Genomic DNA, 22,027 nt, shown 5'->3' with positions numbered 1-22,027 from the left:
CGGCTGGAATGAAAATGGTTTCTGGCGCGGATCTCGATCTTTGACACCGACATCTACCGAGCGGCTGCTCCCCTACCTCTTTTTGCTTGGGTTGATCGTAATCGCGGTCGCTTTCCGGCCACTGCTGCCCGTCGACGAAACGCGATATCTCAGCGTCACCTGGGAAATGTATCTGAGCGGACAGATCTTCGTCCCGACGATGAATTTCGCGCCCTATCTGCAGAAGCCGCCGCTGCTGTTTTGGCTTATCGACCTTGTCTGGACCGTTTTCGGCGCCAGCCGGCCGGCGGCGATGTTGGTCATCTTCGCCGCCTCGTCGCTCGTCATCTGGCTGACGACGGCGTTGGCAAAGACCCTGTTTCCGGGCCGCGACGACATCGCGCGGCGCATCCCCTGGCTGGTCGCCGGAAGCAGCGTGTTCGTCATCTATTCGACGCTGATCCTGTTCGACCTGTTGCTGACGGTCTTTGTGCTCGCCGCGCTGTTGTCGTTGATTGCCTTTGCCCGCAGCGGCAACCGCTGGCAGGCCGTTCTGGCCGGGCTGTTCATCGGCATGGGCGTGCTGACGAAAGGCCCGGTGGTGCTGATCCATATCGGCGCGCCCATCCTGTTCTACCCGTTCTGGCGCGACCGGCGGGCGGGCCTGGCGACACCGAACTTCCTCGCTGGAGTGGGCCTGGCAGTGCTCGCCGCGCTGATTCCGGTGGCGATCTGGCTGGTGCCGGCGACGATCCTGACAAAAGGCAATTTCGTCTATGATCTCGTCTGGAACCAGTCGGCGGGGCGCGTCACCGGCAATTTGCGTAATTCGCATGGCCGGCCGTTCTATTTCTATCTGCTGCTGCTGCCGGTCATGTTCATACCCTGGATCTTCATACCCGAGGTGTGGCGGTTGAAGCTGCGCGCGCGGATACGCAGCCTGATCGAGACGAAGTCGCCGGATCTGCGCGCCTTGCGCCTGCTGTCGTTCTCGTTCGTTGCGGTGTTTCTGGTGTTCAGCGCGATATCCGGCAAGCAGCCCCACTATGTCGTGCCGATGTTGCCGTTCGTGGTCATCCTGTTCGGCTATTTCATGGCGGAGATCCCGCTCGCCAGGCTGAAGAGCTCGGCCGTCGTCATGCTTGTCATTTTCGGCATCGGCCACGCGGTGGCATCGGCAACCGCGTTCAAACGCTATGACCTGACGCCGCTCGCCAACTTCATCGACGAGCGAAAGGATGCGGACTGGGCCGTGGCTTTCGATTATCAAGGCGAAGTCGGCTTCCTGGCCCGGTTGCAAAGGCCATTCGAAAGCACCGACAAACCGGAAGAATGGCTTGGCTCGCATCCCAGCGGCTATGTCATCGACAAGGTTTCCAAGGATCCCGGGACTGCAGGGCAAGTCGCGTTCCGGCTTCGCGTCGAACGCGGGTATCTCGTCGTGCTGAAGGGACAGCATTGACGATCGTCACCGGTATGCGAGTTCGTCCCCCGCGCGGGAGATGAAGGCGTTGCTGCTTCGTGGTTCCATCCTTCGATAGAACCGGGAGGTATTCATGCGCAAGCTTATCTCAACGACGCTTTTTGTCTTATCGCTCGCTGTGGCCGGCCTTGCCGCCGATCCGGCATGGAGCTTCAAATGTCAGTCCGGAACGATTGGGCAAGGCAGTTGCTCCTGCTCCGGGACCGCCGACTGCACCGACATGCGGCATTCCAAAATGTGCAAGGGCGATCTGAACTGCGGTTCGGGCAAATGCTCCTGCACGGCCGCATTGGTAGTCGACCCAGGCCCGAAAACCCCCAAGTCGAAGGTCGTCGCGCCGAAGGCGACAACCAAAGGCGTCGTGAAGCAGTAGCCATCCAATCCGAAAGGACGGCGGCGGCTCAACGTCGCTGGGCCCGCCCGATGTTTCGCGGTTCATCCCCCGTGCGGGCGATGAACCGCCATCGAAGAAATGCTGCTGTCTAGCCGGAGGGTGGTTTCCAACGACAGAGCGAGGATACCATGTTGAAAACCTGCACGATGCTGTTCTTCTGCCTGATGGCGGCCACCGCGGCCGCCCAGCCGCCGCCTTCGGGGCCGCCGGTTCCCAGTGCGGCACTTGCCCCATGCAACCCCACACAATCGAACAGGCCCTGCAAAGCTGAACTCGGCGTGTTCCTGATCACCAACACCGTCCGCAACCTGGCGCAGGCCAAGGTCGACGCCACCAACGCACAGCTGGCCGCCCAGGGACGATCATCGCGCGCATCGATCGAATCGCTGAAGCAATGGCGGCCGTCGCGCTTTGCGACGCAGATGCTGAACCAGCCGAACAGCTGGTTTGTCAAAGTTCCTTACATCCTGACCATCAAAGTCTCGATCCCGGTGACCTCCGACCGCCACATCGGCATTCCCATAGACGTCAACGTTTTCTGCAGCGGCTGGCAGACCGATTCCAGCCAGGTCATCATCCGCTCGCAACCCGGCCCGGCGAGCTTCGAGGGCGGCAACATCCTCGAAGACGTTTTCAACGTCGGCAATTACATCGACGCCCAGGTACGCAGCTCGTTTTCGGCACCGCTGCCGGTGACGACGCCGGTTCCGAATTCGAAATGCTCGGCCATAGACGGTTCCGATGCCGGCACGCAGGCCACCGACGATGATCTCATCTTCTGGACGGTGCCACGGCGCAACCTGGTGGTGACGGACGCCATCGCCAAGCCGACGGTTGAAGTGACCTTCGACAGCCTCACGCGCCTGTCAGCCCGCGACTTCCACAACAATGTCGTCTATGCGGAATCCGAGGCCATAAACCTCAACGTCTACGCCAATGAGGACGGCCTTCAGAAGGCGCTGACGATGCGCGAAGGCGACGTGGCTGCGCTGAACCTTCCCGCAGTACGGCTCGACGCGCGAAAATACGATTCGCTGGTCGTCATCGGCAATGTCGATCAGCCGCCGAACGACCCCAGAGACAGCGCCTTCGCAGTAGCGGCCAAGAATGCGGGATTCGGTGCCGGTTCCAAGATCATGCAGATCCCGAAGTGGTATTCGAGGCCTCCGGACCAGTTCAATCACAAGCCTACATGGATCAGAGTTCCGGGCTATGAGCTGCACTATACGGTGCGCTATCTCAACAGCGGCGGGCTGGCCGTCGACGGTGGGGCCAGTACGGTCCGGCCACCAAAAGTCGCCGTTCCGATAAAGACGCTCATCAAGCCGAAAACGCCCTGACGCGGCCGCTCGCGGATGACGGCGGCGGTTCAGACCGCGGCCGCCGTCCCCCGCGCGGCAGATGCGGAAGCGCCGGCATCATGGCCTGATCTTGCGGGAACAAACGCGCCGCTGCGCCATGAGCGAGCGGCGCCATCGATGGAGACAAGCGATGCTGCACCTTACCCACACCATGCCCGCCGCCCGGATCATTGCGGCAATCTCGCTGCTTGCCTTCCCGAACTTCCTGCCGCCGGTCACGAGCCCGGCGAACGCGCTGCCGGTAAGCCAATCCTGCAGGATCACCACCTATTTCAAGACTGCGGCAAAGGCGACGGAGGTTGGCGTGCGCTCGACGTGCCAGGGCGTCAAAAAATGGGGCGTCACCTCGAAATATTACGAGGTGGAAAAAATCGAAGCCGCCACGCCCCCGCACACGTCGGGTGGCGGCGGCAGCCTGCCGTGCGAGTTTCTCGCTGCCGGCTGCTCCAACCTGCCTGAGAAACGCAACTGAGCGTCAGGCGAACGAGCTAGCCGATCGCCTTCTCCAAAACCAGCGCCGGGAGGCCTGAGGCGCCGCCGCAATCGGCCGTGTTGCCGGCGGGCAAGAACCCTTTCGCGCGGTAAAAGGCGATGGCCGGAGCATTTAATTCCTCGACCTCGACGCGCAGCGTCCGGGCCTCCGGAAAGCTGGCCTCGATCTCGTCCAGCAGCGCCTGGCCGATGCCTTGCCTCTGCCGGGCCGGATGCACGTAAAGCTGGTTCAGCATGACGATCCCGGGATCCGTGGTGGCGGCGGCGAAGGCCATGCCGCCGATACTCTTGCCGTCGTCGGCGAGCAGGAACTCCGAGTTCGGCCGCGTCAGCCGTGCTTTGAGTGCGGCAATCGAATGCCATTCATCGGTGATTTCGGTGACCCGCGCCGCGCCGTAGATGGCGTCATAGGTGGCATGCCAGGTCTCGATCAGCAATGCGCGCACCGCCGCAAGATCGCGCTCGCTGGCGGTACGGACGAACATCCTACTCGATCCCGAGCCTGGCCTTGACCAGCTCGTTGACCGCCTGCGGATTGGCCTTGCCGCCGGTCGCCTTCATCACCTGGCCGACGAACCAGCCGGCCATGGTCGGCTTGGCGCGCGCCTGCTCGACCTTGTCCGGGTTGGCTGCGATCACCTCGTCGACCGCCTTTTCGATGGCGCCGGTATCGGTGACCTGCTTCATGCCGCGGCTTTCGACCAGCTGGCGCGGATCGCCGCCCTCGTTCCAGACGATCTCGAACAGATCCTTGGCGATCTTGCCAGAGATGGTGCCTTCCTTGATCAGGTCGATGACCGCGCCAAGCTGGTCTGGCGAAACAGGAGCGTTTTCAATATCTTTGCCGGCCTTGTTCAAGGCCCCCAGGAGGTCGTTGATGACCCAGTTGGCGGCGAGCTTGCCGTCGCGCCCGGCCGCCACCTTCTCGAAATAATCGGCAATCGCCTTTTCCGAAACCAGGATCGAGGCATCGTAGGTCGACAGGCCGAGCGAGGTGATCAGCCGCGCCTTCTTGGCGTCCGGAAGTTCCGGCAGGTCCTTTGCCAGCGCGTCGACATAGGCCTGGTCGAATTCAAGCGGCAGAAGATCGGGATCGGGGAAATAGCGATAGTCGTGCGCTTCTTCCTTGGAGCGCATCGAGCGCGTCTCGCCCTTGTTGGGGTCGAACAGCCGCGTTTCCTGTTCGATCCTGCCGCCGTCCTCGAGGATGGCAATCTGGCGGCGCGCCTCATAGTCGATGGCCTGGCCGATGAAACGGATCGAGTTGACGTTCTTGATCTCGCAGCGCGTGCCGAATTCACCGCCGGGCCGGCGTACCGAGACGTTGACGTCGGCGCGCAACGAGCCTTCGTCCATATTGCCGTCGCACGTGCCGAGATAGCGCACGATCGTGCGCAGCTTGGTGACATAGGCCTTGGCTTCATCGGCGGAGCGCATATCCGGCTTGGAGACGATCTCCATCAGCGCCACGCCGGAGCGGTTGAGATCGACATAGGACATCGTCGCATGCTGGTCGTGCATCGACTTGCCGGCATCCTGCTCAAGGTGCAGGCGCTCGATGCCGACCTCGATGTCCTCGAACTCGCCCTGCCGGTCCGGGCCGACCGAGACGATCACCTTGCCCTCGCCGACGATCGGCTGCTTGAACTGCGAGATCTGGTAGCCCTGCGGCAGATCAGGATAGAAATAGTTTTTCCTGTCGAAGACCGATTTGAAATTGATCTCAGCCTTCAGGCCCAGCCCGGTACGGATCGCCTGCTTGACGCATTCTTCGTTGATGACCGGCAGCATGCCGGGCATCGCCGCGTCGACCAGGCTGACATTGGCATTGGGCGCGGCGCCGAAAATGGTCGAGGCGCCGGAAAACAGCTTTGCCTGTGAGGTCACCTGCGCATGGACCTCGAGGCCGATGATGATCTCCCAGTCGCCGGTGGCGCCGGGAACCAGGCGCTTGGCGTCGGGCGTGCGGGTATCGATGATGCTCATAAGGGCCTGCATATTGAAATTGCGGATATGCGAGAACGCATATTTCGATGTGCAACTTCGCTAGTGCAAACCGCCAAAAGAGACAAGCGCAAAGCCGCAGGCGCCGACGCGGCACAGGCCCGCACCTGCCGGGATGGACTGCTATAGCGGCTTGAAAAGATTCAATGGCCGGCAACCCGGCCGCCGTCGCCTCACGCCGTGGCGATATAGGCCCTGATCTCCTCGGCCTCGCGCTCGACATCCTCGATGCGCCGCTTGACCACGTCGCCGATCGACACGATGCCGTCGAGCAGCCCGTTCTTTTCCACCGGCAGATGGCGAAAGCGCCCCTTGGTCATGATCTCCATGACCTCGTTGACGGTGTGGTTCTCATTGCAGATCTTCACCTTGGGCGTCATCGCCGAGCGGATGGCAAGGTCGAGCGCCGCCGCCCCCTCTTTGGCGAGAACCCGCACCACATCGCGCTCGGAAAGAATGCCGACGATCTTGTGGTCGCCGTTGGTGATGACCAGCGCGCCGATCCTGTGTTCGGAAAGCATGCGGATGGCTTCGCTGAGCTTTTCGTTCGGCCCGAGCGTCACCACGTCGTGGCCTTTTGCCTCGAGAATTGCCTTAACAGTCATGGCGTCCTCCTCTGCATTTCCTTGCCGGCTCCTGCCCTGGCCGGCTTTCCCTGGGATGAACATGGTGCGCCGCGATCGGTTGCTTTTCAAGTGCGGAGGTCTCAGGTCTCCGGCTCGTCCGCCTGCCGGGGCACCTGCCCTTGCCGATCAAAAAACCGCAGGCCGAAGAAGCCGGCAAGAAAGCCGCCAATATGGGCTTCCCAGGCGATCTGGCCGTCAATGCCGGGCGCCAGGCCGAAGAGGCCGGTCGCGAGGTTGATCACCATCCACATGGCGAGAAAGGTGACGACGCCGCGCGAGCGCAGCACTGCCGCCATCGGCAAAGGCTGGCCGGCGAAGGCGGCCTTGCCCGACGAGCGGTCGATCCGGAAGCCGTAGCGTGCCGCCGCGCCCATCATGCCGGAAATTGCGCCGGAGGCGCCGACCAGCGGCGCCTCGCCAAGCGGATGCATGGCCCAGAACAATGCCACCGCCGCCAATCCGGTCGCGGCGAAGAACAGGCCGAAGCGCAGCGCGCCGAAGCGGTTGGCCAGCGGTGAGCCGAAGGCCGCGAGCCACACCATGTTGATGGCAAGATGGGCAAAGCCGCCATGCAGGAAGGCATAGGTAAAGGGCCGAGAAAACAGGAACCAGTCGAAGCCGTATTGGCCAGTGTAGAGAACAGGAATGAAGGCCCCATCGTACAATAGTGTCAGCTGCTGGTCTTGGCTAAGCACATACTGCTGCATCAGAAAGACGACGACGCAGATGCCGATCACCGCCAGCACGACGGGCGGCAGGTTGAACACCGGTTCGCGGCGCTCCGGTTCGCGGGCGACTGGCCCACCCTGGCCCTGCTCGATCTCCGGTGGGCTTTCTGGGTCGCTCATATGGCTTGCACTCAGTCGCTGGATTGGACTTCGCGAGCATGTAGATCACGGCCAACCGAATCACAAACGGCGAATCAGCAGCCCCGAATCAAAAAAGAAGCCGTCCAAGGTTTCCCTTGAACGGCTGGTCGAGCCCCCTTGCTCCCCCGAATTCTTGACTGAAGTGCTGCCGATCGTCGCAAAACAACCGCTTCTGGAGTGGTTTTGGTGTGCCACAGGCCTGGCAGGCGCGCAACGTAAACCAGTTGTTAACCTTAACCGCCCCGACCCGTGAACAAGTATTAACGATGCTGGCACGCATCCTGCTCCGCAACGCATGTAGGTCTTCGGAGGGCGCCCTTCTGTTCACCGATGGGACATCAGAAGACAGAATGCGCGGAGCAGCATTAGCATGAACCAGACCGGATCGATCACGCTGTTCCATTATTGGAACCGGTTGCGTGACGGACGCCCTGCCCCGAAGCGCTCGGAAGTCGAACCGGCCGATATCAAGTCGCTGCTGGCCGACACGTTCATCCTGGAAAAGGACACGCGCGGCGAAGCGGTGTTCCGGCTGGCCGGCACCAGGCTCTGCGCGGTCTATGGCCGCGAACTCAAGGGGTTTTCATTCCCTTCGCTGTGGCGCGAGAAGGACCAGCGGCTGATCTCGAAGCTGACCGACGGCGTCTTTGACCTGAAATCGGTGGCCCTCATTACCTATGAGGGTTTCAGCCGCAATGGTCGCTCCAACAGGTTCGAGCTGCTCGCGCTGCCGCTCGACGGCGGAGTCGAGAGCCCGCGCTGCCTCGGCGTGATAAGCGCCGTCGAAAAGCCTTTCTGGCTGGGCGCCGACCCGGTTCTCGACGCGTTGATCGATTCGATCCGTGTCGTCGATCCCGACAAGGAGCCGATGTTCCTGAAGAACCGGCCGGCGATAGAGGTTCCCTCGCTCGCGCCGTCGGAATTCGACCCGCCCGAGACGATTTCGGCGCTCGGCCAGGCCCGCCGCATCCGTCACCTGGTCGTCTTCGACGGCGGACGCGAGGAATGATGCCCAAAGCTTAAAGCAACAGCGCCGGGCTTTCCCCTTTGTTAACCTGCTTTGTTGTAGTTTTCCGCTGAAATTCCCCGCATCCATGCGCGGAATGCCGAACGGGGTATGGCAGTGATGAGGTCAGCGGCGGTCGACCATGCGCCGTCCCAAGCTGAAAGGCGTAACTTTCAGCGTGTCCGCGTGAAGATTTACGGACGCTTCATGCTGGAAGACCGCACCGAACATCCCTGCCAGGTGGTCGACATGTCGCCCGGCAACGTTGCGCTGCGCACCGAGCGCGCCGGCCTGGCTGGCGAAAAGGTCATTGCCTATATCGATCACATCGGCCGCATCGAAGGCGTCATCACCCGCACCCTGCAGGATGGCTTTGCGATGACCGTCATCGCGTCGGACCGCAAGAGGGACAAGCTCGCCGCGCAACTGACCTGGCTTGCCAACAAGCACGAGCTCGACCTGCCGGAAGACCGCCGCCATGAGCGCGTGGCGCCACGCAACCCGACGAGCGTGCTGCAGCTTGCCGACGGACGGCAGTACCAGTGCCGCATCATCGACCTGTCGCTGTCTGGCGCGGCGATCGAGATCGACGTCAAGCCGGCCATCGGCGTCCAGGTGACGCTGGGCACCATGCGCGGCCAGGTGGTGCGCCATTTCGAAGATGGCGTCGCCATCGAGTTCGCCGTCATCCAGCGGCCCGAAACACTCGACACCGAACTCAGCTCGTCCTGACAGCCAAAAACGAAACGGTCCGTTTTTTGAAGGCAAATCGCGTCAACCAATGATGGGGTGATACCGCAGCAGGCGCCGTCGGCGAAACTGTCGATCTCCCCCCTTGCGGGGGAGATGCCCGGCAGGGCAGAGGGGGGTGCTGTCCCTCCGACCTGTCAACGAATTTTTACCGCGTCCTCAAGCTGCTTCCGGTTGGGATGGATACAGTCGATAGTTGGCGATCCTTCCCACCCCCCTCTGTCCTGCCGGACATCTCCCCCGCAAGGGGGGAGATTGGATGCCGCTTCGACTTTCGCCAACCACCAGCGAACCGCGGGGCGCAAGAGGAGCACAAGCCTGAAGCGATTGCCGCGCCGTTGCAGTCGGTCACTTGTCGATCCGCGCGGAGGTCGCACCCAATTAACAATTCTATACTCAATTGCATCAAATTTTATGCTTATTCTATTGGCGTTTTACTTAATGTCTACTTCGCGCTTTTGCGTCAAATAAATCCAGCCCTGTCATTGTCTCCTCAAACGGGGAGACTGAATAATGAACAGGATGAGGGGCAAGCTGTTGCTGGCGGCAATAGCGATGCAGCTTTTCGGCTGGGGGACTGCAAACGCGGCGGAGCCGGCCTTCATGCACACCGGCGGCCGCACCACACAGCCGGTCGGTCACTACGAATTGTGTCAGCAGCTTCCGCGGGAATGCAATCAGAGGACGCCTGGCCGCGCACCGGTCGAGCTCACCCGCAAACTGTGGGCGACGATCGTCAAGATCAACAATGCGGTCAACAGCAAGGTCGCGCCGCGCACCGACATGGAAATGTGGGGCAAGGAGGAAGTCTGGTCCTTTCCCAATAGCGGCTTCGGCGACTGCGAGGACTATGCGCTGGAAAAGCGCCGCGAGCTGATGAGCATCGGCGTGCCGGCCGGCGATCTGCTGATGACGGTGGTGCGCCAACGCAATGGCGACGGCCATGCGGTGCTGACCGTGCGCACCAGCCTTGGCGAGTTCATCCTCGACAACCTCCAGCCCAAGGTGCTGTCCTGGACCAATACCGGCTACACCTACCTGAAGCGCCAGTCCGAGCGGAATTCCGGCGCCTGGGTGACGATCAACGACGGCCGCTCCGACGCGGTCGCCAGCGTCCGCTAAGGACGCGACGCAAAACCCGGTCGAGTCCCCACCCTCCCCGTCCCCAACGACCGGGTTTAAGGAGCCGGCCCCGTCCCCGGGCCGGCTCCACCATTTCCAAGCAAGCGGTTGGCGCTAATTGCAAGACGGCGCAACATCGCCGCGACGCCTCTGAAACGTGTATGGTGTTGAGATCACCATGCGCTACGCTGCATGATAGTGATGGGGGTCTCAATGGCGGTCACGATCGCGGTAGCTGTAACGGATGGCGACTGGTTCAATCAGTTGCGCCGTCAACCGGAGCTTACTGAAGTCAATTTCTGGTCGCCTTCGCCAAAATCATTCCGAGCTTTGGAACCGGGCGAGTTGTTCCTGTTCAAACTGCATTATCCTATCAACATGATCGTTGGTGGTGGCATCTTCGCTTCATCGACGATCATGCCGCTGTCACTCGCCTGGGACGCCTTCGGGGTAGCGAATGGCGTGACCGGCCTTGCCGAAATGCGAACTCGCATTCTTCGCTACCGAAAAATGGACCCGGCTACAGCAGGGCCGGTGGAGATCGGTTGCCGAATACTGACACAGCCCTTTTTTCTGCCCGAGAGCCGGTGGTTTCCTCCTCCTGTGTCTTGGGCAAGAAACCTTGTGTCATTTCGAGGATACGGTACAGACGAAGCAGAAGGCAGGGCCCTTTGGGAAAGCGTTCAAGATGCGATGGCACCAGCTATTGAATCCACGGGCTTCTCCGAACCCGTACGCTACGGGGAGCCGACGTTGATCCGACCACGGCTTGGTCAGGGAGCATTTCGCCTCGTTGTGACAGACTTGTACGGAAGACGTTGCGCCATAACCAAGGAGCGCACGTTACCAGCTCTGGAAGCAGCACATATTCGCCCTTACGCGGATGGCGGCGAACACTCTGCAAGCAATGGAATCCTCATGCGACGGGACATCCACAGCCTCTTTGATCAGGGTTATGTCACAGTGTCGCAAGACCACCGATTTGAGGTTAGCGGTCGGATCCGAGAGGAATTTGAAAATGGTCGGCACTATTACGAACTGCACGGATCAGAGATCTCACTCCCGGCCAACAAGAGCCAGCAACCGGATGCGGCGGCGCTGCGCTGGCACAATGAGAGCCGATACCTCGGTTAATGAGCATCATACTGACCGGCTCGATCGTTAGGTGCGCTGTCGCACGACCGTTTGTGAGATACGATCTGTCGTTCGCCGTCGAAAACCTCGTTACTTGCCCCTGATACGGAACGCGTCGACAAAGGCGGAAAACGCCGGCGAGGGATGGCGTCGGCTTGGATAGTACAGGTGGTAACCCTGGAACGTCGGGCACCATTTGGTCAGGACTTCCTGGAGAAGGCCACTCTCAATGTGTGGAAGGACGAGTTCGCGCGGCAGATAGGCCAAGCCCACACCGTCAAGCGCGGCCTGGATCGCCGGCCCCATGTTATTAAGCGTCAGTTGTCCCTCGACTCGAGCACTGAACTCGCGCGCTCCTTCCCGCAATTCCCAGGCATAGACCGATCCTGACGTCGGCAGCCGGTAGTTGATGCAGTTATGGTCGGTCAGCTCCTGCGGTGTCTCAGGCGGTGACCGGTGGGCGAAGTAACGGGGTGAGCCGACCACAGTGTAGGTCACGTCGGCTCCGATGCGCACGGCTACCATATCCCGGGCAATGGACTCGCCCAGCCGAACACCGGCGTCGAACTGGCGCTCGACGATGTTGGTGAAGGCGTTATCGACCACCAGCTCGACCTTGATATCAGGGAAGTCGCTCAGGAACTTTGGCAACCGGGCGCGGAAGACAATGTCGACCGAATCGTCGGTGCACACCAGGCGAATGTTGCCGGACGGCCTGTCGCGCAGGACGCCGAGAGCGCTGACCTCAGCCGCGATCCCTTCGAAATGCGGTTCGATGCCTTCCTTGAGGCGTTGACCGGCCGCCGTCGGGGCCACGTCGCGCGTGGTGCGAGACAGAAGACGGACGCCAAGCCGCGACTCCAGCGACTTGATGGTGTGGCTAAGAGCCGAAGGGGTGACGCCGAGCTTGGCGGCTGCTCTGGTGAAGCTCCGCGTCCGGGTGATCTCCAGGAACGCGCGCATTTCGGCGAACTCGTCGCGTGGCATTGATGAGCCTCATTCACAACCACATAAAAATTATACCCGCTAGTCGCATTTGACTAGCCCGACTACTTAGTTCGGGAACGGACAGGAGATTGCCTCATGACCATTGATTTTGTGCTGGACGAGGCCACTGCTGCTGACAGCGGGACGACCCCATGGTCTGCGGTGGTCTGCCTGTCGCTGCTGACCTTCCTTCTGGTTGGACTGGAGTTCCTGCCGGTGAGCCTGCTCACCCCGATCGCTCAGGATCTGGCCGTCTCCGAGGGTCAGGCAGGCCAGGCAATCGCGGTATCCGGATTCTTCGCCGTGGTTACCAGCCTCTTCGGCAACTCGCTGTTGCGAAACGTCGATCGACGGACGGTGGTTCTGCTCTATACGGCAGTGCTGGCCGCATCGAGCCTGGCGGTGGCGCTTGCTCCCAACTTCCTGGTCTTCCTGGCCGGGCGGGCGCTGGTCGGCATCGCGATCGGCGGTTTCTGGTCACTTTCGACGGCCATTCTGGCCCGCCTGGCCGCGGGACCCGATCTGCCCAAGGCCATTGCCTTGCTCCAAGGCGGCACCGCCTTCGCATTGGTGATCGCTGCGCCCGTCGGCAGCTTCCTCGGATCGCTGATCGGATGGCGGGGAACCTTTTTCGTCACAGTCCCTATCGGGCTCGCGGCGCTCGTGTGGCAGTTGGCCGTTCTCCCGAAGATGCCACCGATGGAGGCCGCCTCGGTGTCGAGCATGTTCGGCCTGCTGCGGAATCGCAGATTCGCCATCGGCATGGGCGCGACCGGGCTCGCTTTCATTGGGCAGAACGCGCTCTCGATCTATCTGCGGCCGTTTCTGGAAAACGTGACGGGCCTCGAGGTGAACACCCTCTCAATGGCTTTGTTGGGCGTCGGCCTCGGTGGCGTGGCGGGACTGTCGATCGTCGGCTTCATACTCCGGCGGCACCTCACAGCCGTGCTGATCGGGCTGCCGAGTGCACTCGCGGTCTTCGCTCTACTGCTGATTGCCTTTGGACCGTTTGCACGCGCTACGGCCGGCCTGCTGGTTCTTTGGGGACTGTTCGCGACCCCGATCCCGGTGGCGTGGAACACCTGGATGACCACCCTCATCCCTGAAGACCTGGAGGCCGGGGGCGGACTCCAGGTCGCCCTGATCCAGCTCGCGATCGCGGGCGGCGCTATCGCAGGAGGCCTGCTGTTCGACGTGGCCGGCTGGTGGAGCGCCTTTCTTCTCGCCGCCGTCCTGCTCACGGGCTCGGCCTTGCTCGCCGCCTCGGCCGGCCCCCGCACCTGAACTCTTTCAATTCTTGTCTAGGAGTATCTCATGTCTGAAGGAATCGAGAACAAGGTCGTCGTCATCACCGGTGCCAGCAGTGGCCTCGGTGAAGCGACGGCACGCCATCTTGCCGCACAAGGCGCTTCCGTGGTCCTGGGTGCACGCCGGTCACACCGCATCGACGCCCTTGTCCAGGAACTGACCGCCGCTGGGCACAATGCCAAGGCCGTCACCACGGACGTCACCGACGGCGGCCAGGTCCAGCATCTGGTGAACACGGCGGTCCGGGAATTCGGCCGTATCGACGTGATGCTGAACAATGCGGGCCTCATGCCGTTGGCCCCGCTCGAACGGCTCAAGGTCGACGAATGGGACCGGATGATCGACGTCAACATCAAGGGCGTCCTTTACGGCATCGCGGCCGCACTTCCGTACATGAAGGAACAGCGATCGGGGCACATTATAAATGTCTCGTCCGTCTACGGCCATGTGGTCGACCCGGGTGCGGCAGTCTATTGCGCCACCAAGTTCGCCGTGCGTGCGCTGTCCGAGGGTCTGCGGAAAGAGGTGAAACCCTACAATATCCGTACCACGGTAATCTCGCCGGGCGCTGTCAGCACAGAGTTGCTCGAGCACATCAGCGAGCAGGATATCCAGCAGGGCACCAGGGACTTCGTGAGCAAGATCGCCGTGGGGCCCGATACGTTTGCCCGCGCGGTCGCCTTCGCGATCAACGAGCCCGACGACGTCGATATCAACGAGATCTTGTTCCGGCCGACCGCCCAGCCGGTTTGACTTGGAAGGAGCTATGCTTTCGGCATCCCAAGGCCGGCTCCGTTATTTCATGAGCATCGCCGATTGTTCTTCCTTCAGTCCCGCCCTGAACCGCCTGCCGTTGGCCACATAATGCGCGGCCGAGGCGCGCAGCCTGGCGATTGCGGCCTCGTCGAGCATCCTGACGACGCGCGCGGGCGAGCCGACGATCAGCGAATTGTCGGGAAATTTCTTGCCTTCGGTGACCAGCGCACCGGCGCCGACCATCGAGTTGTTGCCGATCTTCGCGCCGTTCAGCACGATGGCGCCCATGCCGATCAGGCTGTTGTCGCCGATCGTGCAGCCATGCAGCAGGGCACGGTGGCCGATCGTGCAGCCTTGGCCGACGGTCAGCGGAAAGCCGGCGTCGGTGTGCATGATTGTGTGCTCCTGCACGTTTGTGTCGGCGCCGATGACGATCGGCTCGTCGTCGCCGCGGACGATGACGCCGAACCAGAAGCCGGCATTGCGGCCGATTCTGATATTGCCGATCAGAGTGGCGTCGGGCGCGATCCAGTTGCTGTCGGCGTCCTCGAAGGCGGGCGCTTTTCCGTCAATCGCGTAGATCGGCATCGCTGTCTCCAGATCGTCTCACACCGACAAGCCGCCAGACCCTAGAAGCGAAGCCGCCCACGACGCAATGGCGATCACCACCATGCCCAGCGCCAGCGCCCAGATGGTCGCCGTACAGCCGCAGGAGATCAGCCCCAGCACCGAGATGCGACGCTCGCGCCAGGCGTCCAGCGCCTCGTTGGCGAACATCAGCGGCCCGGCGCAAGCCGCCGCGGCGAGCGAGCGCAGCATGTGCTTCGACGACACATAGGGCTGGACGAAGGCAAGCTTGCGGCCGGCGACCAGCTCCATAGCCGATCCGGCCAGGCCGCAAGCCGTCAGCCCAGCCATAAAACTGAATATGATTTGTTCGACCGGTCCCATCTTTACCCTCCGTTTACCATGAAATCGCACAGTCGCGTGCAAAAGCTGCGTAGCAAGAGCCGTGCCGAGCCGAGATGTGCCGCTCGGGCACACCCGATGGGACGGCAAAACGAGGATCGCGATGAAGCAGGCAGCCGCCACTGAGGGCCCGCAACTCAGCGTCGTCGATTCGACGCTGATGAAGCGGGTGTTTTATGCGTTCGCGACGCTGGCGCTGCTTTCGGTGGCGATCAGCCTCGGCGGCAAATGGTTCGGCCGCTCGATCGCCATGGCCGGGTACACCGACGACACCACGATCCACAAGGTCGTCATCGGCAACAACGTCATCGCCGTGCCGGCCAATGTCATCCGCTTTGCCCAGGCCCGGCGCGACGGCATCGCCTCGCGGCTCGACCTCTATCTGCGCTATCCCGAGATGGACGGCTACAGCGAGGCTGCCCGCAACGACTTCAACCACACCGGACCTAGCAAGGACATCGTCTTCCTGTCGTTCGAGCCGCAGATGATGTCGCGCGACATGAGCGGCCGCTTCGCGCCGATCTACAGCGCGCTGATCACCAAGCCGGGTACGCCCGGCCCTGGCGGCACCACGCTTTACGCCTTCAGCGAAAAATCAGGCTATCTCAACGAAGTGCTGGCGGTCGCCGACCGAACCGGCAAGGATCCGTTCGTCGCACGCTGCCTGAGCGGCCCGAGCGCGGACGAATCGCTGGCGCCCTGCGAACGTGACATCCTGGTCGGCGACAATCTCAGCCTTACCTACCGCTTCCCCCGGGAATTCCTGGGCGACTGGCAGGCGCTCGACGCGGCGATTTCGGGCGAGGCAGCGCGTGTACTGAAGACTGGGCGGTAAGCAACGAAACGAGCCGTTCCGTAGCGATCCTTCGCGCCCCTCTCTGTCCTGCCCTCTTTACGACCACTTGGCATCTCCCCCACGAGGGGGGAGATCGGCCGTCACACTGGCTTTTCGCCAATCTCCAATGGTGCAGGGAGAGCGCAGCGCCGAAGCTGCCAATCTCCCCCCTCGTGGGGGAGATGGCCGGCAGGCCAGAGGGGGGCGCTGTCCCGCCGGCGTCTTGCAAGGTTCCGTACCGCCGCTGCGCTTGAGGCGTGGTGGCCAGCTAAATTTCCGGGTCAGGCCAGATCGATGTCGAGGATCGCCATCGAGAAATTATAATCGCCGTCGTCCTCGTCCTTGAAGACGATGCCGAGGAACTCGTCGCCGACATAGACCTCGGCCGAATCTTCCTTGCGCGGCCGCGCCTTCACTTCGAGTTTGGGGTTCTGGAAGGTGCGCTTGAAATAGGCGTCCAGCTTTCTGATTTCGTCCGGCTTCAACAGTCTTCTCCGATCGTCGCTTGCTAAAGCGCGTCGCGTCTGAAGAGACGATGCGACGCGCTTTAAATCTTGCTTCATGCATGTCGCTATCCCCAAACCGCTGGGCACTTTTGGGCGACATGCATTGGTGAGCGCGCTTCTGGCACGTCGACAATGGCCATGTAAAGGCAAGCCGGCATAGGGGGGCAGGAATTCAGCCCCCTGCCCGAGCGCTCAGATGTCGAAGCTGACGACGTGGTCCATCGTCTGCGATGGCAACAGCTGGTCCATCTGCCGCGAAGGCTGGTCGCAGCCGGTCTCGCCGACGACGCGGGCCGGCACGCCGGCAACCGTTTTGTTGTGCGGTACCGGCGACAGCACCACCGAGCCGGCCGCGATCTTCGAGCAATGGCCGATCTCGATGTTGCCGAGGATCTTGGCACCGGCGCCGATCAGCACGCCGTAGCGAATCTTGGGATGACGGTCGCCGCCGGCCTTGCCGGTACCGCCCAGTGTGACGCCGTGCAGGATCGACACGTCGTCCTCGATCACCGCCGTCTGGCCGACGACGAGGCCGGTGGCGTGGTCGAGGAAGATGCCCTTGCCGATGCGGGCGGCCGGATTGATGTCGGTCTGGAACACCGAGGACGACCGGCTCTGCAGATACAGCGCGAAATCCTGGCGGCCCTGGTTCCACAGCCAATGCGCCAGCCGGTGCGTCTGGATGGCATGAAAACCCTTGAAGTAGAGCACCGGCATGATGAAGCGGTCGCAGGCCGGATCGCGGTCGTAATAGGCCTGGATGTCGACTCGCACCGTCGTCGACCAGTCCTTGTCGTCGGCCGCCATCGCCTTGAATGTCTGGCGGATGAGGTCGGAGCCGATGTCCTGGTGGGCGAGGCGCTCGGCCAGCCGGTGGATAACCGCTTCTTCCAGGTTTTCCTGATTGAGGATGGTCGAATAGAGGAACGCCGCCAGCAGCGGATCGCGATTGACCGCTTCCATCGCTTCGTCGCGGATCGAACGCCAGATCGGATCTACCGGCTGCACCCTGGTGGGACGGGAAATCGTAACGCTGTTCATCTGATGTCTCCGGCCATCCAATGTCTCGGCCATCCAATGTCTCGGTTGGCGGCTTGCCTATTCTCCGGCCGCACCTATAAGCCAGATCATAGCACGGGTGAACTCAATTTTCCTTAGTGCTTCGTCAAATGGATTTGGTTGGCGGAATTTCAAGCAGCCATGGAAAACGCAACCTTGATGGACGAGACCCTGAAGCGCGAGCTTTCCGCGCTCTATGAGGCCGAAGATCGCCACTACCACGATCTTGGCCACATCGAGGCGATGCTGGCGCTAGCCAATGATTACAAGGCGTTGCTGCATGATCCTGAAGCAGTCGAAGCGGCGATCTGGTTCCACGACGCGATCTACGACAGCCGCGCCAAGGACAATGAGGCGAGGAGTGCCGCATTTGCCGAGGAAAAGCTTGCCGGTCGCACCGATGCACAACGCCTCGGCCGCATCGCGGCGATGATCACTGCCACCGCCGGCCACGAATTGCCGCCCCTTGGCGACCAGCATTCCGTTCGCGACGCCGCGCTGTTCCTCGACATTGACCTGGCGGTCCTGGGTGCCGCGCCTGACGTGTTCGACGCTTATGAACAGGCGGTCCGCAGCGAATATCAGTGGGTCGATGAGCCGATGTGGCGGGCCGGCCGTGCCGCAGTCCTGAAGGGCTTCGTCGCCCGCCCACATATCTTCCATAGCGAGGAATTCCGCCGGCGCTTCGAAACGCGGGCCAGGCAAAACATTGCACGCTCGCTCCAGGCGCTGGGGCACAGCCTGGGCGGATCGTAGTTCGCGTCGCTCGCTTGCGTCCGGGATATTTGTCCGAAATCAGCTGAATGCGCCAAAAGTCGATGCCATTGCCCACAACATGAACACCCCGGCCGCCAGCGACGCGCCGTTGACCACGATGCCAGCCAGGCCGAGCACACGATTGTCGTTTTGGCGCCCAAGCGCCATCAGCCCGAAGACCGCGCCGGTAAGATGTGCCAAAGGCCCGGCCAGAAAAAATACCGCAGCGAAGAAGCCCGTCGCACTGTTCTGGAGCAGTGGGGAGGCGTCGCTCGGCATTGCTATCAACGCGGTGATCGCAATTGCCCCTGTCGCCAATGCGGCCAGCGCTAGAACAACGGACCATTCGCCGAACGTGCTTTTCGTAACGACGCCCGGCAAAGCGGCGTCGCTTCTTCCCCATTGTGCCATCGTTCCCCCTGCCCTCGTTTAGCGCGTGGCGGGGTTGAACCGATCCACGCGTCACGCTTAGTTACTCCTGTATCGTTGCAAAACCGCTAAGAACCCCAGCTTCAGGCCCAATGGCCGCTTTTGGGGAGCCATCCATCAAAGCGGATGCTCGGCATAAAACTCCAGCACGCGCTGCTTGAAGGTCTTGTCGCCGACCGCCAGCATATGGTCGCGGCCTTCGATGTGAAACGCCTTGGCGTTGGGCATCAAGGCGGCGAGTTCATCCGGCGAGCCGCCGATGTCGTCCTTGGTGCCGACGGCGATCAGCGTCGGCTGGGCAATGCGGGCAATGTCGGCCTCGCTCAGCAATTCGCGTGAGGTGGCGATGCAGGCGGCGAGCGCCCGGCGATCGCTGCGAGTCTGGTCCGCGAAGGCGCGGAACGAGCGGCCACGCGGGTCGCTTGTGCCTGCCGGGTCCTCGGCCAGAAGTGCGTCGGCTATCGGATCCCAGTCGCCGACGCCGTCGACCATGCCGATGCCGAGACCGCCGAAGACCAGCGTCGCCACCTTCTCCGGGTTGGAGAGCGCCAGGAAGGCCGATATGCGCGCGCCCATCGAATAACCCATGACATGGGCGCGTTCGATGCCGAGATGGTTCAAAAGCGCTGAAGCGTCGGACGCCATTTTTGCCGGCGTGTAGTCTGCTTCCTCATAGCTCTTCGACGACGAGCCATGGCCGCGATTGTCGAACGCGATCGCACGGTAGCCGGCATCGTTCAGCGTCTTGAACCAGCCGGGCGACACCCAGTTGACGTAATGGCTCGAGGCAAAGCCGTGGATCATCAGCACCGGGTCGCCCTGTCCCGAGGCCGGCTGGCGGTCAAGGAAAGCAAGGTCGAAACCGTCATGGGAGAAGAACTGCATCGGCCGGAGATCCTGCCCGTTCAGTCGGAATCGACACTCGGCGCATCGCCCTTGTCGGGCGGCGGCATCGCCGGCCCCGGCGCCGTGCCGATGGCCGGATGACGTAGCAGGTCGCCGTCCTTTATGCCCTTTTTGGCGGCGGTGCCTGCCTTGAGCTCGAGTACGAAGCGCACCGGCTCGTCCGGCGAGATGATCGCCTCCGACTGCGGCTCGCCTTGCTTGATCGCCCGGATCCGGCCGTCCTGGCCGACGAAGACCAGGTCGAGCGGCATCGGCGTGTTCTTCATCCAGAAGCTCACATCCTGCGGCGCACCGAAGACGAACAGCATGCCGTGATTGTCGGCCATGTGGCGGCGAAACATCAGGCCAGCCTGGCGCTCGGCGGGCGTGTCGGCAATTTCGACGGAAAAAGAACGCTCGCCGGCCTTCGTCACCGCGACAAGCGGCGCCGGGTCGACGGGAAGGATCATCGCCTTGCCGTCGGCCGAACTCGGTTGCTGAAAATAGAAGAACGCACTTGTGGCGACGATGAGGAAAATCCCGGCGCAGAGCGCGCCCGCCGTCAGCCGGTTCCTGTGAGCCATATGAAATCCTCGACCGGAACTAATGCGAGACCGGCAAGGTACCCATATCGGGATGAATTTCGGCAGCCATAAGGCCTTTGTCGCCGCGTCCGAAGCGGACCAGCACCACCTGGCCCGGCCGGAGTTCGGTGATGCCGTAGCGGCGCAGCGTCTCCATGTGGACAAAAATGTCCTCGGTGCCCTCGCCCCGGGTCAGAAAGCCGAACCCCTTGGTGCGGTTGAACCATTTCACCAGCGCCCGTTCGAGGCCGCTTTCCGGCGTCACCGCGACATGGGTGCGCTGCTCCTGCATCTCCGCCGGATGCACCGCCGTGGAGACATCCATCGAGAGCACGCGGAAGGCCTGCAGCCCGCGCTCGCCCTGCTTGACCAGGCAGACGACGCGGGCGCCTTCCAGGGCGGTCTGAAAACCGTCCTTTCGAAGGCACGTCACATGGAGGAGGATGTCGCCCGAAGAACCATCATCGGGAAGGATGAAACCGTAGCCCTTGGCCACGTCAAACCATTTGATGGCGCCGGCGATTTCGACGAGATCGGCCGTATCGGCGCTCTCATCCCGCTTCAACGCATCGTTACCGGCCCCGTCCCGCCCCATGAAAGAGGCCTTTTCCCCCATAAGAACGCCCCCTTTTTCAAGAAACACTGCAACTGATTCTTGGTATCAGATTAACACCGCGGCTTCCGGTGTGTGCAAGACCTGACGTGCCTTTTTTCACGGTTCCGTACAGGAATAGCGGATTTGTCATTTGCCGGCGCCGGCAAGCGTGGCCAATTGCCCTTTGGCCGGGCCGCCCCTATGTTGCGCCGCAACGCAATATAAGGAGGAAATCATGCGCTATCTGCACACCATGGTCCGCGTCGCCGACATCGATGCCTCGCTCGATTTCTACTGCAACAAGCTTGGCCTCAAGGAAGTGCGCCGCCATGAAAGCGAGCAAGGCCGCTACACGCTGATCTTCCTCGCCGCGCCTGAAGACGAGCAAAGCGGCATCTCCGAAAAGGCGCCGCTGGTCGAGCTGACCTACAATTGGGATCCGGAAGACTACAAGGGCGGCCGCAATTTCGGCCATCTCGCCTATGAGGTCGACGACATTTACGCCACCTGCCAGCGGCTGATGGACAATGGCGTCACCATCAACCGGCCGCCGCGCGACGGCAACATGGCGTTCGTCAAATCGCCGGACGGCATCTCGATCGAGCTGTTGCAGAAAGGCCCGGCAAAGCCGAAGACCGAGCCCTGGGCGTCGATGCCGAACACCGGCAGCTGGTAACCGATCACGCCATGTTGAGCAGATGTAGCCGGGCCGATACGTCCCTCCGCCTTTGGTTTTCACGGCAGGCGCCTATCTAACCGGCGTGGCGCCTGTCCGCGAAGGCTGGCGCTTTTCATGCAATAGGTGCTCGCCAAGTCCAATAGGCTCCAGGAGAATTCATTTATGCCGACCAGCCAAGTCGATGTCGCCACCGAACATGCCAGCCGCTATCTGCAGCAGCTGTGCAAACATTGGGCGCACAAGTTTCCCGTCGAATTCGACCCGAACCACGGCACCATCGATCTGACGCTCGGCCGCACGGTTCTCGATGCCGACCCGGCAGCGCTGCACATTGCAGTGACGACCGATGAAGCCGGCTCGCTCGAGCGCCTGGAAACGGTCGTCGCCGAGCACATCAAGCGCTTCGCCTTCCGTGAGGAGCTGGCATTCGACTGGCAACGCGCTCCGGCCGCGTAGACG

General features: G+C 62.0%; 26 protein-coding genes. 13 read left to right on the top strand and 13 right to left on the bottom strand.

Features of this window, described 5'->3' with window-relative positions:
* Positions 1-40: 40 nt before the first annotated feature.
* The 3 genes from NKJ40_RS19030 to NKJ40_RS19020 all read left to right on the top strand — a co-directional run bounded on the left by NKJ40_RS19030 (position 41) and on the right by NKJ40_RS19020 (position 3,689).
* On the top strand, positions 41-1,441 hold the full coding sequence (locus NKJ40_RS19030; RefSeq protein WP_352467338.1) for an ArnT family glycosyltransferase: 1,401 nt from the start codon (positions 41-43) through the stop codon (positions 1,439-1,441).
* A 543-nt stretch (positions 1,442-1,984) separates the two neighbouring features.
* Positions 1,985-3,196 carry a hypothetical protein gene (locus NKJ40_RS19025; protein WP_352467337.1) on the top strand — a complete coding sequence of 404 codons (1,212 nt, stop codon included), beginning with the start codon at positions 1,985-1,987 and terminating at the stop codon, positions 3,194-3,196.
* A 151-nt stretch (positions 3,197-3,347) separates the two neighbouring features.
* Positions 3,348-3,689, top strand: coding sequence for a hypothetical protein (locus tag NKJ40_RS19020; RefSeq protein ID WP_352467336.1), 342 nt, complete (start codon positions 3,348-3,350; stop codon positions 3,687-3,689).
* A 16-nt stretch (positions 3,690-3,705) separates the two neighbouring features.
* Here NKJ40_RS19020 and NKJ40_RS19015 read toward each other — a convergent pair whose 3' ends face one another.
* The 4 genes from NKJ40_RS19015 to NKJ40_RS19000 form a co-directional block, all read right to left on the bottom strand.
* On the bottom strand, positions 3,706-4,194 hold the full coding sequence (locus NKJ40_RS19015; protein ID WP_352467335.1) for a GNAT family N-acetyltransferase: 489 nt from the start codon (positions 4,192-4,194) through the stop codon (positions 3,706-3,708).
* Position 4,195: 1 nt separating this feature from the next.
* Positions 4,196-5,695, bottom strand: a complete 1,500-nt coding sequence (gatB, locus tag NKJ40_RS19010; RefSeq protein WP_352467334.1) for an Asp-tRNA(Asn)/Glu-tRNA(Gln) amidotransferase subunit GatB — start codon at positions 5,693-5,695, stop codon at positions 4,196-4,198.
* A gap of 191 nt (positions 5,696-5,886) precedes the next feature.
* Positions 5,887-6,318: a CBS domain-containing protein gene (locus NKJ40_RS19005; protein ID WP_023717464.1), complete on the bottom strand. Its 432-nt coding sequence runs from the start codon at positions 6,316-6,318 to the stop codon at positions 5,887-5,889.
* Between the two features lie 101 nt (positions 6,319-6,419).
* Positions 6,420-7,187 carry a rhomboid family intramembrane serine protease gene (locus NKJ40_RS19000; protein ID WP_352467333.1) on the bottom strand — a complete coding sequence of 256 codons (768 nt, stop codon included), beginning with the start codon at positions 7,185-7,187 and terminating at the stop codon, positions 6,420-6,422.
* A 391-nt stretch (positions 7,188-7,578) separates the two neighbouring features.
* Between NKJ40_RS19000 and NKJ40_RS18995 the strand changes: the two genes are divergently transcribed.
* From NKJ40_RS18995 to NKJ40_RS18980, 4 genes are all read left to right on the top strand, one after another.
* Positions 7,579-8,217 (top strand): PAS domain-containing protein, encoded by a 639-nt coding sequence (locus NKJ40_RS18995; protein ID WP_352467332.1) that lies wholly within the window; start codon positions 7,579-7,581, stop codon positions 8,215-8,217.
* A 117-nt stretch (positions 8,218-8,334) separates the two neighbouring features.
* On the top strand, positions 8,335-8,946 hold the full coding sequence (locus tag NKJ40_RS18990; protein ID WP_352467331.1) for a PilZ domain-containing protein: 612 nt from the start codon (positions 8,335-8,337) through the stop codon (positions 8,944-8,946).
* Between the two features lie 540 nt (positions 8,947-9,486).
* The gene (locus tag NKJ40_RS18985) at positions 9,487-10,086 is read left to right on the top strand and encodes a transglutaminase-like cysteine peptidase (RefSeq protein WP_352467350.1); all 600 of its coding nucleotides are present in this window, start codon (positions 9,487-9,489) and stop codon (positions 10,084-10,086) included.
* 213 nt (positions 10,087-10,299) lie between these two features.
* Complete coding sequence (locus NKJ40_RS18980) at positions 10,300-11,220, top strand: HNH endonuclease (protein WP_352467330.1); 921 nt, start codon at positions 10,300-10,302, stop codon at positions 11,218-11,220.
* A 90-nt stretch (positions 11,221-11,310) separates the two neighbouring features.
* On the opposite strand, the gene NKJ40_RS18975 is transcribed toward NKJ40_RS18980, so the two are convergent.
* Positions 11,311-12,207 (bottom strand): LysR family transcriptional regulator, encoded by an 897-nt coding sequence (locus NKJ40_RS18975; protein ID WP_352467329.1) that lies wholly within the window; start codon positions 12,205-12,207, stop codon positions 11,311-11,313.
* Between the two features lie 96 nt (positions 12,208-12,303).
* Here NKJ40_RS18975 and NKJ40_RS18970 point away from each other — a divergent pair, with 96 nt between their 5' ends.
* Positions 12,304-13,491, top strand: a complete 1,188-nt coding sequence (locus NKJ40_RS18970) for an MFS transporter (protein WP_352467328.1) — start codon at positions 12,304-12,306, stop codon at positions 13,489-13,491.
* Positions 13,492-13,521: 30 nt separating this feature from the next.
* On the top strand, positions 13,522-14,268 hold the full coding sequence (locus tag NKJ40_RS18965; protein WP_352467327.1) for an SDR family oxidoreductase: 747 nt from the start codon (positions 13,522-13,524) through the stop codon (positions 14,266-14,268).
* Positions 14,269-14,310: 42 nt separating this feature from the next.
* Here NKJ40_RS18965 and NKJ40_RS18960 read toward each other — a convergent pair whose 3' ends face one another.
* Both NKJ40_RS18960 and NKJ40_RS18955 read right to left on the bottom strand, forming a co-directional pair.
* Positions 14,311-14,859 carry a gamma carbonic anhydrase family protein gene (locus NKJ40_RS18960; RefSeq protein ID WP_352467326.1) on the bottom strand — a complete coding sequence of 183 codons (549 nt, stop codon included), beginning with the start codon at positions 14,857-14,859 and terminating at the stop codon, positions 14,311-14,313.
* 18 nt (positions 14,860-14,877) lie between these two features.
* Positions 14,878-15,222: a DUF6949 family protein gene (locus NKJ40_RS18955; RefSeq protein WP_352467324.1), complete on the bottom strand. Its 345-nt coding sequence runs from the start codon at positions 15,220-15,222 to the stop codon at positions 14,878-14,880.
* A gap of 121 nt (positions 15,223-15,343) precedes the next feature.
* On the opposite strand from NKJ40_RS18955, the gene NKJ40_RS18950 reads away from it, so the two are divergent.
* The gene (locus NKJ40_RS18950; protein ID WP_352467323.1) at positions 15,344-16,075 is read left to right on the top strand and encodes a hypothetical protein; all 732 of its coding nucleotides are present in this window, start codon (positions 15,344-15,346) and stop codon (positions 16,073-16,075) included.
* 281 nt (positions 16,076-16,356) lie between these two features.
* Here the strand turns inward: NKJ40_RS18950 and NKJ40_RS18945 are convergent, their stop codons facing one another.
* Positions 16,357-16,560, bottom strand: a complete 204-nt coding sequence (locus NKJ40_RS18945) for a DUF3126 family protein (protein ID WP_023674799.1) — start codon at positions 16,558-16,560, stop codon at positions 16,357-16,359.
* A gap of 213 nt (positions 16,561-16,773) precedes the next feature.
* The gene (gene cysE / locus NKJ40_RS18940; RefSeq protein ID WP_023717455.1) at positions 16,774-17,622 is read right to left on the bottom strand and encodes a serine O-acetyltransferase; all 849 of its coding nucleotides are present in this window, start codon (positions 17,620-17,622) and stop codon (positions 16,774-16,776) included.
* A 159-nt stretch (positions 17,623-17,781) separates the two neighbouring features.
* Between cysE and NKJ40_RS18935 the strand changes: the two genes are divergently transcribed.
* Positions 17,782-18,396, top strand: a complete 615-nt coding sequence (locus NKJ40_RS18935; RefSeq protein WP_352467322.1) for an HD domain-containing protein — start codon at positions 17,782-17,784, stop codon at positions 18,394-18,396.
* 39 nt (positions 18,397-18,435) lie between these two features.
* On the opposite strand, the gene NKJ40_RS18930 is transcribed toward NKJ40_RS18935, so the two are convergent.
* The 4 genes from NKJ40_RS18930 to NKJ40_RS18915 all read right to left on the bottom strand — a co-directional run bounded on the left by NKJ40_RS18930 (position 18,436) and on the right by NKJ40_RS18915 (position 20,910).
* Positions 18,436-18,807 carry a hypothetical protein gene (locus NKJ40_RS18930; protein WP_352467321.1) on the bottom strand — a complete coding sequence of 124 codons (372 nt, stop codon included), beginning with the start codon at positions 18,805-18,807 and terminating at the stop codon, positions 18,436-18,438.
* 135 nt (positions 18,808-18,942) lie between these two features.
* Positions 18,943-19,710: an alpha/beta fold hydrolase gene (locus NKJ40_RS18925; protein WP_352467320.1), complete on the bottom strand. Its 768-nt coding sequence runs from the start codon at positions 19,708-19,710 to the stop codon at positions 18,943-18,945.
* A gap of 20 nt (positions 19,711-19,730) precedes the next feature.
* Positions 19,731-20,294, bottom strand: coding sequence for a DUF192 domain-containing protein (locus tag NKJ40_RS18920; RefSeq protein ID WP_352467319.1), 564 nt, complete (start codon positions 20,292-20,294; stop codon positions 19,731-19,733).
* Positions 20,295-20,313: 19 nt separating this feature from the next.
* On the bottom strand, positions 20,314-20,910 hold the full coding sequence (locus NKJ40_RS18915; protein WP_502903730.1) for a cold-shock protein: 597 nt from the start codon (positions 20,908-20,910) through the stop codon (positions 20,314-20,316).
* Positions 20,911-21,124: 214 nt separating this feature from the next.
* Between NKJ40_RS18915 and gloA the strand changes: the two genes are divergently transcribed.
* Complete coding sequence (gene gloA / locus NKJ40_RS18910; protein ID WP_352467317.1) at positions 21,125-21,565, top strand: lactoylglutathione lyase; 441 nt, start codon at positions 21,125-21,127, stop codon at positions 21,563-21,565.
* A gap of 165 nt (positions 21,566-21,730) precedes the next feature.
* Positions 21,731-22,024, top strand: coding sequence for a DUF2218 domain-containing protein (locus NKJ40_RS18905; RefSeq protein WP_352467316.1), 294 nt, complete (start codon positions 21,731-21,733; stop codon positions 22,022-22,024).
* Positions 22,025-22,027 lie beyond the last annotated feature (3 nt).

This window comes from Mesorhizobium sp. M0119 (assembly GCF_040322615.1).
Taxonomy (GTDB): Bacteria; Pseudomonadota; Alphaproteobacteria; order Rhizobiales; family Rhizobiaceae; genus Mesorhizobium.
Note: the sequence above shows the minus strand (reverse complement) of the source record. Positions and strands in the feature narration are given on the sequence as shown.

Bases quoted from the DNA above. Each gene is read 5' to 3' on its own strand.
- NKJ40_RS19025 (WP_352467337.1), top strand. From the start codon at position 1,985: ATGTTGAAAACCTGCACGATGCTGTTCTTCTGCCTGATGGCGGCCACC.
- NKJ40_RS19020 (WP_352467336.1), top strand. From the start codon at position 3,348: ATGCTGCACCTTACCCACACCATGCCCGCCGCCCGGATCATTGCGGCA.
- NKJ40_RS19015 (WP_352467335.1), bottom strand. From the start codon at position 4,194: ATGTTCGTCCGTACCGCCAGCGAGCGCGATCTTGCGGCGGTGCGCGCA.
- gatB (WP_352467334.1), bottom strand. From the start codon at position 5,695: ATGAGCATCATCGATACCCGCACGCCCGACGCCAAGCGCCTGGTTCCC.
- NKJ40_RS19005 (WP_023717464.1), bottom strand. From the start codon at position 6,318: ATGACTGTTAAGGCAATTCTCGAGGCAAAAGGCCACGACGTGGTGACG.
- NKJ40_RS19000 (WP_352467333.1), bottom strand. From the start codon at position 7,187: ATGAGCGACCCAGAAAGCCCACCGGAGATCGAGCAGGGCCAGGGTGGG.
- NKJ40_RS18995 (WP_352467332.1), top strand. From the start codon at position 7,579: ATGAACCAGACCGGATCGATCACGCTGTTCCATTATTGGAACCGGTTG.
- NKJ40_RS18990 (WP_352467331.1), top strand. From the start codon at position 8,335: ATGAGGTCAGCGGCGGTCGACCATGCGCCGTCCCAAGCTGAAAGGCGT.
- NKJ40_RS18985 (WP_352467350.1), top strand. From the start codon at position 9,487: ATGAGGGGCAAGCTGTTGCTGGCGGCAATAGCGATGCAGCTTTTCGGC.
- NKJ40_RS18980 (WP_352467330.1), top strand. From the start codon at position 10,300: ATGGCGGTCACGATCGCGGTAGCTGTAACGGATGGCGACTGGTTCAAT.
- NKJ40_RS18975 (WP_352467329.1), bottom strand. From the start codon at position 12,207: ATGCCACGCGACGAGTTCGCCGAAATGCGCGCGTTCCTGGAGATCACC.
- NKJ40_RS18970 (WP_352467328.1), top strand. From the start codon at position 12,304: ATGACCATTGATTTTGTGCTGGACGAGGCCACTGCTGCTGACAGCGGG.
- NKJ40_RS18965 (WP_352467327.1), top strand. From the start codon at position 13,522: ATGTCTGAAGGAATCGAGAACAAGGTCGTCGTCATCACCGGTGCCAGC.
- NKJ40_RS18960 (WP_352467326.1), bottom strand. From the start codon at position 14,859: ATGCCGATCTACGCGATTGACGGAAAAGCGCCCGCCTTCGAGGACGCC.
- NKJ40_RS18955 (WP_352467324.1), bottom strand. From the start codon at position 15,222: ATGGGACCGGTCGAACAAATCATATTCAGTTTTATGGCTGGGCTGACG.
- NKJ40_RS18950 (WP_352467323.1), top strand. From the start codon at position 15,344: ATGAAGCAGGCAGCCGCCACTGAGGGCCCGCAACTCAGCGTCGTCGAT.
- cysE (WP_023717455.1), bottom strand. From the start codon at position 17,622: ATGAACAGCGTTACGATTTCCCGTCCCACCAGGGTGCAGCCGGTAGAT.
- NKJ40_RS18935 (WP_352467322.1), top strand. From the start codon at position 17,782: ATGGAAAACGCAACCTTGATGGACGAGACCCTGAAGCGCGAGCTTTCC.
- NKJ40_RS18930 (WP_352467321.1), bottom strand. From the start codon at position 18,807: ATGGCACAATGGGGAAGAAGCGACGCCGCTTTGCCGGGCGTCGTTACG.
- NKJ40_RS18925 (WP_352467320.1), bottom strand. From the start codon at position 19,710: ATGCAGTTCTTCTCCCATGACGGTTTCGACCTTGCTTTCCTTGACCGC.
- NKJ40_RS18920 (WP_352467319.1), bottom strand. From the start codon at position 20,294: ATGGCTCACAGGAACCGGCTGACGGCGGGCGCGCTCTGCGCCGGGATT.
- NKJ40_RS18915 (WP_502903730.1), bottom strand. From the start codon at position 20,910: ATGGGGGAAAAGGCCTCTTTCATGGGGCGGGACGGGGCCGGTAACGAT.
- gloA (WP_352467317.1), top strand. From the start codon at position 21,125: ATGCGCTATCTGCACACCATGGTCCGCGTCGCCGACATCGATGCCTCG.
- NKJ40_RS18905 (WP_352467316.1), top strand. From the start codon at position 21,731: ATGCCGACCAGCCAAGTCGATGTCGCCACCGAACATGCCAGCCGCTAT.